The organism is Pseudomonas sp. BS3767 (assembly GCF_900099665.1).
GTDB classification, from domain to species: domain Bacteria; phylum Pseudomonadota; class Gammaproteobacteria; order Pseudomonadales; family Pseudomonadaceae; genus Aquipseudomonas; species Aquipseudomonas cerasi.
Genome location: NZ_FNCX01000007.1, coordinates 51,894 through 66,933, shown reverse-complemented (window position 1 = coordinate 66,933; position 15,040 = coordinate 51,894). Strand labels below are relative to the sequence as shown.

Sequence of the window (15,040 nt, the reverse complement as noted above, 5' to 3'; positions counted from 1 at the left end):
GATTATCAGCCGCCAGGCGCTGGTGCGAAGATCGACGCCAGCGCCTCGCTGCTGCCTTGTATGCTTTCGTTGTCACGCAGGCCCTGACGCTGGTAGCGCACCAGTACCGGATGCAGCGCAATGGCCATGTCCGTTTCGCGATCGCCGCCTGCTACATAGGCCCCCACGCTGATGAGGTCGCGAGTCTGCTGATAGCGTGACCACAACTGTTTGAAATGCTGCGCACGCGCCATGTGCTCGGGGCTGACCACGGCGGGCATGACCCGGCTGATGGACGCTTCGATGTCGATGGCCGGGTAATGCCCCTCTTCGGCCAGGCGCCGGGACAACACGATGTGACCGTCGAGTACGCCACGCGCCGAGTCGGCAATCGGGTCCTGCTGGTCATCACCCTCCGACAGCACCGTGTAAAACGCGGTGATCGAACCACCACCCGCCTCGGCATTGCCGGCGCGTTCTACCAGTTTGGGCAAACGGGCGAACACCGAAGGCGGATAGCCCTTGGTGGCCGGCGGCTCGCCAATGGCCAGTGCGATTTCCCGCTGAGCCTGAGCAAAACGGGTCAGGGAGTCCATCAGCAACAGGACATTCTTGCCCTTGTCACGAAAGTATTCGGCGATTCGCGTGCAATACATCGCTGCTCGCAAGCGCATCAGAGGCGCGTCATCGGCTGGCGAGGCGACCACCACCGAACGTTTCAGGCCCTCTTCGCCGAGAATGTGCTCGATGAACTCCTTGACCTCACGGCCCCGCTCACCGATCAGGCCGACGACGATAATGTCCGCCTCGGTGAAGCGCGTCATCATGCCGAGCAGCACACTCTTGCCCACGCCCGTACCGGCAAACAGCCCGAGACGCTGACCGCGGCCAACCGTCAATAAACCGTTGATGCAGCGAATGCCGACATCCAGTGGCTGGCTGATGGGGTCGCGCTTGAGCGGGTTGATGGTCGGGCCATCCATCGGCACCCAGTCTTCGGCCTTGATCGGCGAGCGACCATCCAGCGGGCGACCGGCACCATCAAGCACCCGGCCCAGCATGCTCATGCCCATCGGCAGGCGACCGGTGTCGGCCAGCGGCACGACCCGCGCGCCAGGCGCGATGCCCGCCACGCTGCCGACCGGCATCAGAAACACCTTGCTACCGGAAAAACCCATCACTTCGGCTTCGACTTCAACCGGATGATGGCTGTCGTCATTGATGACCACACAGCGGCTACCCATTGCCGCACGCAGCCCCTCAGCCTCAAGCGTCAGGCCTACCATGCGCAGCAGGCGGCCTTCCACTACGGGTTGGGCAGGCAAACTGATCGACTCGGCATAGGAACCGAGGCGCTTGGCGAAACTGGTGCGTTCAAGGCGCATCGAGGGTATCCGCGTCGGATTCGTCAACATTGGCTGCATTGCCTGGCGAGGCATCCAGATCGACGCTCAGATCGGCTGCCGCAGGATGGGTTACCTGTTCATGCAACTGGTCGTGCATCTTGGAAATTGCCAGGGCGATGCGTGTTTCGACGCTGGCATCGATGCGGCTATGCTCGGTTTCGATACGGCAACCGCCCGGCAGCAAGTCTTCGTCTTCGACGATCTTCCACGACTCCTCATGACGTTCGCGCATGGCCTTGACCAGCAGAAAGTCCTGAGGATTTATGAAAATTCGCACATTCTGCGCGCCCATCGGTAATAGCTTGAGGGCATCGCGTAGGACGCTGGCAATCTGCGCAGAATCTGTGACCAGTTCACGCTGGATAACCTGACGCGCGATGTGCTCGACCAGAAGAATGACGGCCTTTTCGATCTGAGTATCCTGCTCGGCGATGGGTGTCAGCAGGTTACCCATCAGCTGTTCCAGGCTGGCGACTTTTGCCGCAAGAACGACCTCCGCTTCCTGACGCACTTTTAGCTGAGTACTGTGAAAACCTTCCTTTTCACCGGTGGCGAAGCCTTCGTTCCAGGCCTCCTGGCGAATACTTTCCAGCTCTTCCAGGGTCAGTGGCTGGACTTCCTCCAGCGGTACTTCTTCCATCTCGGCCGGTTCGTCGACCAGCTCGGGCTCCGGTTCTGGTTCTGGCTCAACGTGCGGATCGAAGCTGGGCAGCGCCCAGATGTCGAGTAACCCGGCGTCCTTGGCGCGAATGAGGTCGCTGGCCGATTCTTTATTGGAACTGGACATGAGTCGGCTGAATCCTTAGATCATTTCCTCGCCACCCTTGCCACCGAGTACGATCTCGCCGGCCTCGGCCATACGACGCGCAATGGTGAGGATTTCTTTCTGGGCGGTTTCCACATCGCTGACACGCACCGGACCTTTTGCTTCCAGGTCGTCGCGGAGCAGCTCGGAGGCACGCTTGGACATGTTCTTGAAGATTTTTTCCTTGATTGCTTCGTCGGAGCCCTTGAGCGCCAGTACCAGCACGTCCGAGGATACTTCGCGCAGCAGCGCCTGGATACCGCGATCGTCCACGTCGGAAAGATTGTTGAAGACGAACATGAGGTCTTCGATCTGCACCGACAGGTCTTCGTCGACCTCGCGGATCGAGTCCATGAGCGAACCTTCGATCGAGCTGTCGAGAAAGTTCATGATATCGGCCGCACGCTTGATACCGCCCAGTGTGGTACGCGACGTGTTGGCGTTACCGGAGAACTGCTTCTCGAGAATCTGGTTCAATTCCTTGAGAGCCGCTGGCTGTACGGTGTTGAGCGAAGACACGCGCAGGATGATATCGAGGCGCACCTTGTGATCGAAATGCCCAAGCACCTCGCCCGCCTGGTCGGCATCGAGATAGGCGACCACGATGGCCTGAATCTGCGGGTGCTCGAAACGGATCACGTCGGCGACCGCACGCGGCTCCATCCACTTGAGGCTGTCCAGGCCGCTGGTATTGCCACCCAGCAGAATCCGGTCGATCAGGCCGTTGGCCTTGTCCTCGCCCAGTGCCTGGGTCAGCATCTTGCGGATATAGCCGTCGGAACCGACGCCAAGGCTGGTCTGATCGCCGACGATGTCGACGAATTCGCTCATGACCTCTTCGACCTGCTCGCGATGCACGTTGCGCATCTGCGCCATCGCCACACCCACTTTCTGGACTTCCTTGGGGCCCATGTGCCGGAGCACCTGAGCCGCATCGGTTTCGCCCAGCGAGAGCAACAGTACAGCCGCTTTTTCAACTTTGGAGAGTTTGGCTACCATGGCTCGTTCATTCATCAGTGTTGATCCACTCTTTCACAACCTGAGCCACACGGCCAGGATCCTCAGCCACCAAACTCTTGATTGCATTCAGCTGTGCGTCATAGCCTTCGGTCGGGCTTGGCAGCAGAATGCTCTGCGGGCCACCCAGACTTACGCGATCGTTGGACAATTCGCCGTCCAGACCGCCCATGCCACCCAGTTCGGCGTCGCCGCCGAAACCTGCCAGTTCCTTGCGCTTGCCATTGGTGATGTTGTTCAACACCGGGCGCAGTACACCGAACACCAGGATCAGGATGAAGATCACGCCAACAGCCTGCTTAACGATGTCCCAGAACCAGGGTTGCGAATAGAATGACGCTTCAGGCAGCACTTCAGCGCGTTCGCTGGAGAACGGCACGTTGATCACGCTGACGCTGTCGCCGCGGCTGGCGTCGAAACCGACGGCATCCTGTACCAGCCGCGTGAAGCGAGCGAGATCCGCCGCGCTCCATGGAGCACGGGTGACTTCGCCATTGGCCGCGTTGGTCTTGACCATGTCATCGACCACTACCGCAACCGAAAGGCGGGTCAGACGGCCCTGCTGCTGCTTGGTGTGACTGATGGAACGGTCAAGCTCGAAGTTCTTGGTCGACTGCACGCGCTTGTCGGCCGGGTATGGCGCCAACGCGGGCTGACCGGTTGCCGGGTCCATGATCTGCTGACCATTGGCATCCAGCAGGGGTTGGCCTGGAGCGATAGGGCCGGCGGCACCGGCTGCACCACCGCCTGCAGTCTGCGGAGCCGTCGCCGGGCCGGGCGGCTGATTGCTCAGCGCCCCCGGAACGCCGCCCGAGCTTGAGCTGCTGGAACGTTGTTCATTGACCGACTGCTCGCTGCGCAAGGCAGGTTGATCAGGGTTGAAGCTTTCGGCGGTCGATTCGACAGCGCTGAAATCAACCACTGCCGAGACCTCGGCCTTATAGCGGTCATTGCCCAGAATCGGCTGCAGAATGTTCTGCACGCGCTGGGTGAGCATGCTTTCCATGCGACGGCTGTAGTCGAATTGCTTGCCGGCCATGGTCAGCTCGGAGTTTTCCGCCTGATCGGAAAGCAGAGCCCCCTTCTGGTCAACGACGGTAATCTGCGACTTGCTCAGCTCGGGAACACTGGTGGCCACCAGATTGATGATGGCCATGACCTGACTCGGCTCCAGCGAACGACCGGCGTACAGCTCGACCAGTACCGAAGCGCTTGGCTTGCGGTCATCACGGACGAATACCGAGCTTTTCGGAATCGCCAGGTGCACGCGGGCACCCTTGACGTTGTTCAACGCAGAAATGGTACGCGCCAGCTCGCCTTCCAGGCCACGACGATAACGCGTGGCTTCCATGAACTGACTGGTACCCAGCCCCTGATCCTTGTCGAGGATTTCGAAACCGATGTTGGCGTCGTTCTGTACCACACCCGCCTGAGCCAGCTGGATGCGCGCACGCTGCACATCATCGGACTTCACCAACAGCGCACCGGAGTTCGGCTCGACGGTGTAGTTGATGTTCGCTGCAGTCAGGGTGTCCATGATCTGCTTGCTGTCCATGCCCGCCAGACTGCCATAAAGCGGACGATAGTCAGGCTGCTGGGACCAGAGCACCACGGCGAAGCCGATGGCCACGCTCGCGGCAAGACCGACCATGAGGCCGATCTGACGCAGCATGGTCATTTCGGAAAGATTTTCCAGAAAAGACATACCGAACAACGGTTTTCTTTCGGAAGCGCCCGCTCTTGCAGGAACGGTATCGGCAGCTGCTTCAGCCATGACTCAGTACGTCCCTTAAACCGGCATCTGCATGATGTCTTGGTAAGCTTGAACCAGCTTGTTACGTACCTGGGTCAACGCCTGAAAAGACACGCTGGCTTTCTGCGACGAAATCATGACGTCGGTCAAATCCACGCCGCTCTTGCCGATTTCGAATGCATTGGCCAACTGGCTGGAAGCCTGCTGGGTCTGCGCGACCTTGTTGACGGCCTGACCAAGCATGTCAGCGAAGCTGCTGGCACCGGCTTCCTGCGCACCGGACACGGGCTTGGGCACAGACATCGCGTCCATCTGCATGGCCCGCATATCCAACATCAAGCGATTAAATTCAACACCTTGGCTCATGGACATATCTCTCGTAAGGCCCGCAAATTTTTGACACTGATTCAGCGGGTACAGAAGGTATAGCAACAACGATGCCAGCTAGATGGCGGCTATTTGCCACACCAGATGAGTGCATCATGTCGCTTGACACGAGGTCGCGCCGGACCGCCCGTATTCACGGGGCGCCGGGTTTAATTTCAGGCTTGCATCACAGCAAAAATATTCAGGGACCGCCGATCGGGAACGGCAATCACTGTGCGTTGCTCATGTGGCAAACAGATAGGCCTCCACATCCATTCCGGCGTCACGCATCTGCGCCAGCTTGTAACGCAATGTACGCGGGCTGATACCCAGGCGTTCCGCAGCCTCCTTGCGACGTCCCCGTTCAGAACGCAGGGTGTCGATGATCATTTGAAACTCGTGACGCCTGAGGTCATCGCCCAGCGCGCCGACCGATTCCGGACTGACACCGGCACCTGCATTCTCCGCCACGACAGTGCCAATCACAGCCGCTGCCGCCTCGACAGGCGCAGCAACAGGCAGGCTGGTGACCGGCCCGGACAGACAGAAATCCTGCGCCTGAATCACCCCGCCCTGCTGCAGAATCAAGGCCCGCTGCACGGCGTTATCCAGCTCCCGGACATTTCCGGGCCATGGATAGCTCACCAGACACTGTTGCGCTTCGGCGGAAAGACGCACCGGCGCATGCTTCATTTTATTGACGTGCTTGGCCAGAAGCCGCTCGGCCAATGGCAGAATATCGGCAGTCCTTTGACGCAACGCCTGCCATGCCAGTGGAAATACCGACAGGCGATAAAACAGATCTTCACGAAAACGCCCCGCCGCCACCTCACCCGCCAGATCGCGGTTGGTGGTCGCCACGACGCGAATGTCCAGAAGGATCGGTTTGCGCGCACCGACGCGCTCGACTTCGCGTTCCTGCAACACACGCAGCAATTTGGCTTGCAGCCCCAGAGGCATTTCGGAAATCTCGTCCAGCAGGATTGTCCCGCCGTCCGCCTGCTCGAACTTGCCAGCCTGTGCCGCAATGGCGCCGGTAAACGAACCCTTTTCATGGCCGAATAACGTGGCTTCCAGCATATTGTCCGGAATCGCTGCACAGTTGATCGCAATAAAAGGTTTATCGGCACGGGGCGAGTTTTGATGAATGAAACGCGCCAAAACCTCTTTACCGGTCCCGGACTCGCCGGAGATCAGCACGGTGGAATCGCTTTTCGCCACGCGGCTGGCCAGGTTCAGCAACTGGATACTGGCGGGCTCGACAGCAATCGGCCCATCGCGCTCGGCAGGCTCCAGACGACCCAGTGCGTGCCGCCCAACCAGCGCGATCAGCGCCTTGGGCTCGAAGGGCTTGACCAGGTAATCCGCAGCCCCCTGGCGCATGGCCTCGACCGCGCGCTCGACTGCGCCATGCGCAGTCATCAGCAACACCGGCAATTGCGGATGCCGGCTGCGCAACAGACTCAGCAACTGGTGACCGTCCATGCCCGGCATGTTGACGTCACTGATCACCAGACTGAAGGGCCGCGCCTCGGCGGCCACCAGCGCCTCTTCGGCGGAACCGACCGCCTGATAGCCATAACCGGCCAGCTCGAGGGTTTCCCCAAGCGCTTCGCGGAGCGAACGGTCATCCTCGACCAGCAGCACATTGATCGGCATCAGTTATTACCTGTCGAACTGGAAGCCGGGATCAATGGCAGACTGATAATGGCGCAGGTACCACGGCCAACCCGCGACAAATAATGCACGCGCCCCTGATGCGCACGCGACACCGCAGTTACCACGGCCAGACCAAGCCCTGTGCCAGTGGTCTTGGTGGTAAAGAACGGCTCACCGATGCGAGCCAGACCGGCCTTGTCAATGCCGCTGCCGTTATCGCTGAAGCAGATCCGCAGCACATTGCCGCGACTGTAGGCGTGAATCTTCAGCAGTGTCCGGCCAGCGCTGGCCTGGACAGCGTTTTCAATCAGATTGAGCAGTGCGCCGACCAATGTGTCGCGATTGCACAGCAGCTCGCCATCGATGCTGTCGCACTGCCAGCGTACCGACACGCCCTGAACATGCGTCGCAGCAGCATTTTGCAGCGCCTGAAACAGAGCACCAGGCGCCAGACGATCCGTCAACGGCAGCTCGCCCCGGGCGAACACCAGCATGTCGCGAACCTGATGCTCCAGCTCATGCAAACGATCCTTGAGCCGCGCAGCGAAACGTTGCTGGGTTTCCACCGGAAGTTCCTGCTCGGTCAAATGGCTGGCGTAGATCATGGCGGCGGATAACGGTGTACGAATCTGATGCGCCAGAGAAGCGACCATACGGCCCAGTGACGACAGGCGCTCGTGACGAGCCAGCTGTTCCTGAAGATGACGGGTTTCGGTCAGGTCATTGAGCAGCACCAGCTGCCCTGGCTCGGCATCCAGCGAACGCGTGGCAATGGAAAGCCTGCGGCCATCCTTGAGCGAGACTTCGTGGCCATCATCTTCACGGGGTGCAAAACAGCGGCTGATCACATGACGCCAGAGCATGCCCAACAGCGGCTGCCCAAGCAGGTCGATGGCCGCCGGATTGGCTTCGCGCACGACGCCCATGCCATCAATGACGATCACCCCGCCGGGCAGCAGATCGAGCAGATTCTGCAGTCGGTTGGCCAGGCGCTCTTTTTCCGCCAGCTCCTGAAGGCGCTGGGCACCGGCATGAGCCAGTTCGCCCTTGAGCTCGGTGACGCGCGCTTCAAGCAAGCCGTAGGAGTCGGTCAGTTGCGCCGACATTTGATTGAACAGCGAGAATGCCTGTTCAAGCCCCTGACGACTTTCCAGTTCCGGGGAGTACTGAGCCTGAACAGATAGGGCGGAAGTCAGTTGGGCGGCCTGGGACATGATTCATCTCTCTCGTGGCGAACCGTCAGTAAACGGTGTATTAAGAGAGACTTAGCAATCCCCGTGCCTAAAAAAAACCCCTGAAAAATCAGGGGCTTGGTTTTTGGCACAAAAAACCGGCGTCAATCATCTGCCTGTTCATCGCCCTCACGACGACTCATACCGTACTTGCGCATCTTCTCGACCAGCGTGGTCCGACGAATGCGCAGGCGCTCCGCAGCGCGAGCAACGATACCGTTGGCATCGTCCAGCGCCTGCTGAATAAGGCCCTGCTCCAGACCACCGAGGTAGTCTTTCAGATCGAGCCCTTCAGGCGGCAGCATCGCGCCGGAAGCGAAGTTCGGCGTATTGCTGTTGATCGCCACACGCTCTTCGATCTCGCTGCGCATGCTGTCGACCATCTGCTCGTCTTCGTCGTCGACGTAGCGAAACTTCTTTGGCAGCTCGGCTACACCAATCACACCATACGGATGCATGATCGCCATGCGCTCGACCAGGTTGGCCAGCTCACGGACGTTGCCCGGCCAGGCATGGCGACACAGCGACATGATGGCTGCGGAGTTGAAGCGAATCGAACCGCGCTTCTCGTGCTCCATACGCGAAATCAATTCGTTCATGAGCAGCGGGATGTCTTCGACACGCTCACGCAACGGCGCCATCTCGATCGGGAACACGTTGAGACGGTAGTAAAGATCTTCGCGGAAGCTGCCCAGCTCGATCATGGTCTCGAGATTCTTGTGCGTTGCGGCGATGATGCGCACATCGATGCTCTGCGTCTTGTTGCTGCCCACACGCTCGAACGTGCGCTCCTGCAAGACGCGCAGCAGCTTGACCTGCATCGGCAGCGGCATGTCGCCGATTTCGTCAAGGAACAAGGTGCCGCCGTTGGCCAGCTCGAAGCGGCCGGCACGGCTGGTGATCGCGCCGGTAAACGCGCCCTTCTCGTGTCCGAACAGCTCGCTTTCGAGCAGTTCGGCCGGAATGGCACCGCAGTTGACCGGCACGAACGGCGCATCTCGGCGCTTGGAGTGGTAGTGCAGGTTACGCGCAACCACTTCCTTGCCCGTCCCCGACTCACCAAGGATCAGTACGCTGGCGTCGGTATCAGCGACCTGCTGCATCATCTGCCGCACGTGCTGAATCGCACGACTGGTACCTACCAGACTGCGGAACAGGTTCGGTTCACGATGACGGCCGCGCTCGCGAGCCTGGTCGTACATCTCGCGGTAGACCTGGGCACGGTGCAGCGAATCGAGCAGTTTGCTGTAGCTGGGTGGCATTTCGAGTGCGGAGAGCACTCGCCTGCGCAAATCCTCGGGCAATTCGACAGAGGAATTTTCGCTCATCAGCAGCACAGGAAGGAACTCATCCCATGCCGCGATGGTCTTAAGGAGCCCTTGCAGGCTGCCCGGCGCGTTTACGCTGCCGACCAGTACGCACAGTACTTCTCGTGGAGACGCCAGAGAGCCGACCACCTGCTGCCAGTCCTGACTCGAACAGGAGAGATTTTCTTCGCCAAGAAAATTCAGGATCACCGCCAGATCCCGGCGGCGCTGGCTATCGTCATCGATTAGCAGAATCTTGATTTCACGCCACATGCAATAGCAACTTCCCTAGTCAACTCAATGCCCATGATTGGGGGGCAGCTTGGCTTCTCAGATGTATAAACCTTGAGACGCCAGAAAATAGTAAACATCACTAGTTAAGTCAAAAAAACGAACACAGTCAAATTTATGGCGAAATTCTTGTCGAACAATAAAAATGACAATTAAACATTAACCGAACAGATGGTATACCTTCGTAGCACTCTTCGCATTCTGGATTTGAGTCATTTCTTCGACAACCGCTTGACGCTCGCCGGTGGCAACATCAATCAATTGCCGATAGACCCCCAATAACTCCTCAAGGTTGCTGCGCAGAGCAGGTTCGTCATCGGGCGCTTCGCTCACCACCGCGTCAACACACTCGCGACACGCCAGATCAAGCTTGACGATAGCCTCCCAGTCACGCTCGGCCAGTGCCCCTACCAAGGCTTCCCGGGTTTCTTCGATACGCTTGAGCGCAGCACTCATTTTTATTCTCCTCGGAACAGCGGGTTATTGCATGGTACCGATTGCATCCCAGCCTTCCTTGACGGTGATCAACAGGCCAGCGACTTCATCGAGTATCTTCTGATCATTGCGAGCGTTGGCTTCCGCCAGACGCGTCATCATGTAGTGATACAGACTGTCCTGCCTGAGCAGCGTGTCACTGGGTGAATTTTCCAGATCCAGCCCCTCACGCAGACCGCCCACAATGTCGATGGCCTTGCTGATGAGTACGCCCTTGTTGGCGACGTCCCTGCGCGCCATGGCGCCCTTGGCCTGAGCGATGCGGTCGAGGCCACCTTCCATCAACATTTGCACCAGACGATGAGGGCTGGCCTCTGAGGTCTGGGCCTGGGAGCCGATCTTCTGATACTGCCGCAACGCTAACATCGGATTCATAAGGGGCCTCGTAACAAATCCAGAATACTGATACTCAAGCTATCGACGCAGTGCGCAGAAACTTTAGCCCAAAAGCAGAAACCCGACACAGAGTCGGGTTGCTGATACTTCCACACTCGTTTTTTACGAGGCGTTTTTCTGGGCGTTCATCGCTTCAAAAATCGAAGTAATGCTTGAAGCCGTTGCCTTTAACTGCCCGACGACCAAGTCCATTGCGTTGTATTTCTTGGTGAGGGTTGCCGTCAACGTGGTAATACGACGGTTGAGCGCCTCCTGATCACTGGCCAGTCGAGTCTGCACTTTATTGAGGCTGGTGGTCTTGCCAGCCAGAACGCCGTCGGCTTTCGTGTAGGGTTCAAGCGCAGTGTTCAAGCGTGCGATCAAGCCACCCGAGGTCGTGCCGTCAGCGCTGGTCACACCGGTGAACATCGCCTGAATCTGGCTGCCCAGCTTCTTGTCGCTCAACGCTGTAGTCAATTCGGTGGTGTTCAACGACAACTTGCCGTCAGCCTGCTGAGTTTTGATCCCCAATTGCGCCAGGGAACTCAAACCGGCATTCGACGTGGCAGTGGAAATCTGGTCGCGTATCGTTGCCAACAGCGCACGCGGGGTGGAGTCGCCGGTCAATGCAGCGGCAGTGTATTTACCCTCACTGTCGACAGTGCCCTTGGTCAACGAGGACACCAGTGAAACCAGCGTGTTGTAAGAGTCGACAAACGACTGCAATGAGGTTTTCAGACCATCGGTGTTGGTGGCGACCGTGACCGTGGTCGATGCCGAAGCAGCAGAAGAAGCGCTGGGCGCGACCAGCTCGAATGTCAGACCGGAAATGGCCGTGCTCACGGTATTGGTCTTGCTGGTCAGACTCAGGCCATCGACCGTGAATGCGGCGTCCTTGGCGACAGCGGTAATCGCACCGGCGCCAGGAATGGCGTTTCCATTGGCATCAGTGCCAGTACTGGATTCACTCATCAACTTGGTGCCATCGATGTTAAGTGCTTCCTGGCCGGAAGCACCCGTCACCGAAATGTCACTGCCCTTGCCGGTGGTCGTCGAACTGAACACCAGCCTGGAACCGTTGTTGTCGTTGATGATGTTGGCGGTGATGCCTTTACCCTGCAGCGTCGAGTTGATCTTGTCGCGCACTTCCTGCAGCGTCGAGGTCTTGTCGATCGCCACGTTGTAATCAGTGCCATTTTGAGTGATTTTCAGCGTACCACTCGGAATAGCACTCGACTGCGTCGAGTCCAGCGCGGCGGTAGCCACCTTCGAAGGTGTTGCCAACTGGCTTATATTAATCGCATAGGTGCCATTGACTGCCGTGTTGCCCGCAGTGGCCTTGACCACCGCTTCATTGGCAGACGTGGCAGCAAAGCCCTGGAAAGCAGGTGTGGTGGAACTGGCGAGAGTGTCCAGTGTTTTCTGGAAAGCAGCCAGTGCAGACGTCAACTGGCTGACACCCGACAGGGATGCAGTCGTGGAGGCGCTCTGCTTGTCGATCTGGTTTTGCTTGGGCGCTTTTTCAGCACCGACAAGACCTTCGACGATGGCGGAAATTGCCAGCCCCGAACCCAGGCCTGTTGAAGATGTAATCGGACTTGCCATGGTGCTTCTCCCTTCAAGAATGCCGCGGGGCTCGCCGCCCTTTCAAAAGGCGAATGACCCGGCAACACATACCGTACCGGCGATCAGGCCTTGGCGCGGAACAACAAACTGTTCGCATCACTCAGGCTATCGGCCAGCTTCAGGATTTCTGCATTGGGAATCTGTCGTACTACTTCACCGGAATCGCTTGCAATCACTTTGACAATGACTTTGCCAGAATCTTCGTCGATCGAAAACTCGAGATTGCGCTTGACCTCGTGAAAGAACTTCTGGATGTCCTCGGCGGCTGCCTTGACTTTGGCATCGTCCTTGGAATCATCCTTGTGCAGACCGGAGCCTTTACTTTCAGCCGTGGCGGCAACACGCTCGACGGGCGCCTTATCGGCAGGCTTGTCAACGGACGCGTCCGGCACAGGGGCCTGACTCGTCGGTTGAACGGCCGGATAAGTCACGTTCAACTTCACACTCATATCCATGACCATCACCTCAGAAAGTAAAAAAGCGAGAGAGCACCGTTAAGTACTCCCCCGCTAAAACTCACGCTGATATTACTGAAGCAGTTTCAGTACAGCGGATGGCAGCTGGTTAGCCTGAGCCAGAACAGAGGTGGAAGCCTGTTGCAGAGTCTGTTGCTTGGTCAGCTGTGCAGTTTCAGCAGCGAAGTCGGTATCCTGGATACGACCCAGTGCAGCACTGGCGTTTTCGTTGATGTTCTGCAGGTTGGAGATGGTGCTGGTCAGACGGTTTTGTGCAGCACCGAGATCAGAACGCGTGTTGTTGATGGTCTGCAGAGCCGAGTCGATAGCGGCCATTGCAGCAGAGAAGTTGGTCTCTGCAGCAGCACTGTCGGAACCGACGATGGTGATTGCCGAACCGACACCCAGGGTGTTTGCATCAAAGCTGGCGCTCAGAGTCAGAGTGATCTGGTTCGCGGAGCCGGAGTTGGAGCCAACCTGGAAAGTCATGGTGCTGGCAGAACCGTCGATCAGGTTTTTGCCGTTCAGGTTGGTGCTGTTGGCGATACGGGTCAGCTCAGAACTCATCTGGGTGAATTCTTTGTTCAGTGCAACGCGGTCAGTAGCGCTGTTGCTGTCGTTTCGCGACTGAACAGCCAGTTCACGCATACGCTGCAGAATGTTGGTCGACTCTTGCAGCGCGCCTTCAGCGGTCTGAGCAATGGACATACCGTCGTTGGCGTTTTTGATCGCCATGGTCTGACCTTTGATCTGCGAGTTGATCTTGGTGGCGATGTTCAGGCCAGCAGCGTCGTCTTTGGCGCTGTTGATTTTCAGACCGGAAGACAGACGAGTCATCGAGGTCGAAAGGGCGTCGGAAGCGCGACCCAGGTTCTTCTGGACGTTCAACGATGCTACGTTGGTGTTTACTGTTAAAGCCATGATGAATTCCTCGTTGGTTTGGTACTACGTGGCTTCCGGCCCCTGCAAGCGCCGGGTGTGCCTAGAGAACCTTCGTAATAGTTATCGTCGCGATGGCAGGTTGCTTGAGTGTTTTTTTTTAATATTTTGCCATCACCGTGACACCCCTTATAAAACAAGGGTTTGGGGGCATAAACCCGCGACGCAACAGAGAGAAATTCGTGACAGTCAGAAGTGGCGACAGGCGAGTGCGTTGTGCCACGAAGTTAAAAGTGTGACGTGGATCACTATTTAATTTAAAAACGCCTGGGGATTTATCCGCAGGCGTTCTTTGTCAGGCGAAGTAAACTCAGCCTTTATAGATAATTGCAGAGCCCCAGGAAAGCCCCACACCAAAACCACTCAAGGCGACGCGCGTCCATGAAGAGCCGAGCACGTGCTTTTCGATCAGCAGCGGAATGCTGGATGACACGGTATTGCCGGTTTCGACCATGTCCTTGAGAAACTTCTCGGGCTTGTCTTCAAAGCGCCGCGCGACCGCATCGACGATCGCCGCACTGCCCTGGTGAATACAGAAGGCATCGATGTCGTCGGGGGTCAAATCAGACTCGGCCAATAGCTCGTGCAGATGCGCTGGCACTTTCAACAGTGCGAAGTTGAACACCTGGCGACCGTTCATGAAGAAAATGCCGTTGCTGACCTTGAGATGTGGCGCACCGGAACCATCAGTACCGAATTTCGCCTTGCCCAGCTGCCATTCGGCCCCCTCGCCCATCCAGGTGGCCGTCGCAGCATCACCGAACAGCATGGTGGTATTGCGGTCTTCCGGGTCGACAATTTTCGAGTACGGATCGGCAGTGATCAACAGGCCGTTTTTCAAGCCTGCCGCTTCCATGAAGCCCTTGATCGCATAAATGCCGTACACATAGCCGGAACAGCCCAGCGAAATGTCGAATGCAGCAACGTTGGTCGACAGCCCCAGCTTGTCCTGAACGATGGCCGCGGTGTGCGGCAGCCCTTCCTCGTCGCCATTCTGGGTGACGACGATCAGCACATCGATACTTTCGCGCTTGAGCTGCGGGTTATTGGCAAACAGCGTATTGGCTGCCTCAACGCACAGATCCGAGGTTTCCTGGCCGGCGTCTTTGCGCGGCAGAAAGGTGGAGCCGATCTTCCCAAGGATGAATTCTTCATCCTTGCCGAATTTGGCGCCTTGAGCGTAGTTATCGACACCTGCAACAGGCACGTAACTCGCTATGCTTTTAATGCCAATCATCATGGCTTCCCGATGAGTAAACAGGTCATTTTTCGTCCCGATGAAATCGGAGCGCTACCGAATAGGGGTGATTTACGGACATTTTCAGGGCGCTTGGC

14 protein-coding genes are annotated in these 15,040 nt (G+C 57.9%); all 14 read right to left on the bottom strand.

Features of this window, described 5'->3' with window-relative positions; all coding sequences use genetic code 11:
* Window positions 1-5: 5 nt before the first annotated feature.
* The 14 genes from fliI to BLR16_RS19300 all read right to left on the bottom strand — a co-directional run bounded on the left by fliI (window position 6) and on the right by BLR16_RS19300 (window position 14,942).
* Window positions 6-1,364, bottom strand: coding sequence for a flagellar protein export ATPase FliI (gene fliI, locus BLR16_RS19365; protein WP_003370128.1), 1,359 nt, complete (start codon window positions 1,362-1,364; stop codon window positions 6-8).
* Window positions 1,354-2,172 carry a flagellar assembly protein FliH gene (fliH, locus tag BLR16_RS19360; RefSeq protein WP_044309029.1) on the bottom strand — a complete coding sequence of 273 codons (819 nt, stop codon included), beginning with the start codon at window positions 2,170-2,172 and terminating at the stop codon, window positions 1,354-1,356. The genes fliI and fliH overlap by 11 nt, the downstream gene beginning before the upstream one ends.
* A 15-nt stretch (window positions 2,173-2,187) precedes the next feature.
* Window positions 2,188-3,204 (bottom strand): flagellar motor switch protein FliG, encoded by a 1,017-nt coding sequence (gene fliG, locus BLR16_RS19355; protein ID WP_003316807.1) that lies wholly within the window; start codon window positions 3,202-3,204, stop codon window positions 2,188-2,190.
* Window positions 3,197-4,981, bottom strand: a complete 1,785-nt coding sequence (gene fliF / locus BLR16_RS19350) for a flagellar basal-body MS-ring/collar protein FliF (protein ID WP_003436100.1) — start codon at window positions 4,979-4,981, stop codon at window positions 3,197-3,199. The genes fliG and fliF overlap by 8 nt, the downstream gene beginning before the upstream one ends.
* 15 nt (window positions 4,982-4,996) lie before the next feature.
* On the bottom strand, window positions 4,997-5,326 hold the full coding sequence (gene fliE / locus BLR16_RS19345; protein ID WP_161437908.1) for a flagellar hook-basal body complex protein FliE: 330 nt from the start codon (window positions 5,324-5,326) through the stop codon (window positions 4,997-4,999).
* A gap of 243 nt (window positions 5,327-5,569) precedes the next feature.
* Window positions 5,570-6,985, bottom strand: coding sequence for a sigma-54-dependent transcriptional regulator (locus BLR16_RS19340; protein ID WP_054081562.1), 1,416 nt, complete (start codon window positions 6,983-6,985; stop codon window positions 5,570-5,572).
* A complete protein-coding gene (locus BLR16_RS19335; RefSeq protein WP_003370117.1) occupies window positions 6,985-8,199 on the bottom strand; it encodes a sensor histidine kinase in 1,215 nt (404 codons plus the stop codon). Before BLR16_RS19335 ends, BLR16_RS19340 begins: the two co-directional genes overlap by 1 nt.
* Before the next feature lie 122 nt (window positions 8,200-8,321).
* The gene (fleQ, locus tag BLR16_RS19330; RefSeq protein ID WP_003316803.1) at window positions 8,322-9,797 is read right to left on the bottom strand and encodes a transcriptional regulator FleQ; all 1,476 of its coding nucleotides are present in this window, start codon (window positions 9,795-9,797) and stop codon (window positions 8,322-8,324) included.
* Window positions 9,798-9,974: 177 nt separating this feature from the next.
* The gene (gene fliT / locus BLR16_RS19325) at window positions 9,975-10,271 is read right to left on the bottom strand and encodes a flagellar protein FliT (RefSeq protein ID WP_003370114.1); all 297 of its coding nucleotides are present in this window, start codon (window positions 10,269-10,271) and stop codon (window positions 9,975-9,977) included.
* A gap of 24 nt (window positions 10,272-10,295) precedes the next feature.
* Window positions 10,296-10,685, bottom strand: a complete 390-nt coding sequence (gene fliS, locus BLR16_RS19320; protein ID WP_003370112.1) for a flagellar export chaperone FliS — start codon at window positions 10,683-10,685, stop codon at window positions 10,296-10,298.
* Between the two features lie 123 nt (window positions 10,686-10,808).
* Complete coding sequence (gene fliD / locus BLR16_RS19315) at window positions 10,809-12,290, bottom strand: flagellar filament capping protein FliD (RefSeq protein ID WP_003370109.1); 1,482 nt, start codon at window positions 12,288-12,290, stop codon at window positions 10,809-10,811.
* Between the two features lie 83 nt (window positions 12,291-12,373).
* Window positions 12,374-12,766, bottom strand: a complete 393-nt coding sequence (locus BLR16_RS19310) for a flagellar protein FlaG (protein ID WP_003370107.1) — start codon at window positions 12,764-12,766, stop codon at window positions 12,374-12,376.
* A 72-nt stretch (window positions 12,767-12,838) separates the two neighbouring features.
* Window positions 12,839-13,687 carry a flagellin domain-containing protein gene (locus BLR16_RS19305; protein ID WP_003370106.1) on the bottom strand — a complete coding sequence of 283 codons (849 nt, stop codon included), beginning with the start codon at window positions 13,685-13,687 and terminating at the stop codon, window positions 12,839-12,841.
* 328 nt (window positions 13,688-14,015) lie between these two features.
* Entirely contained in the window at window positions 14,016-14,942 is a 927-nt protein-coding gene (locus tag BLR16_RS19300) for a ketoacyl-ACP synthase III (RefSeq protein ID WP_003436094.1), read from the bottom strand.
* Window positions 14,943-15,040: the final 98 nt, after the last annotated feature.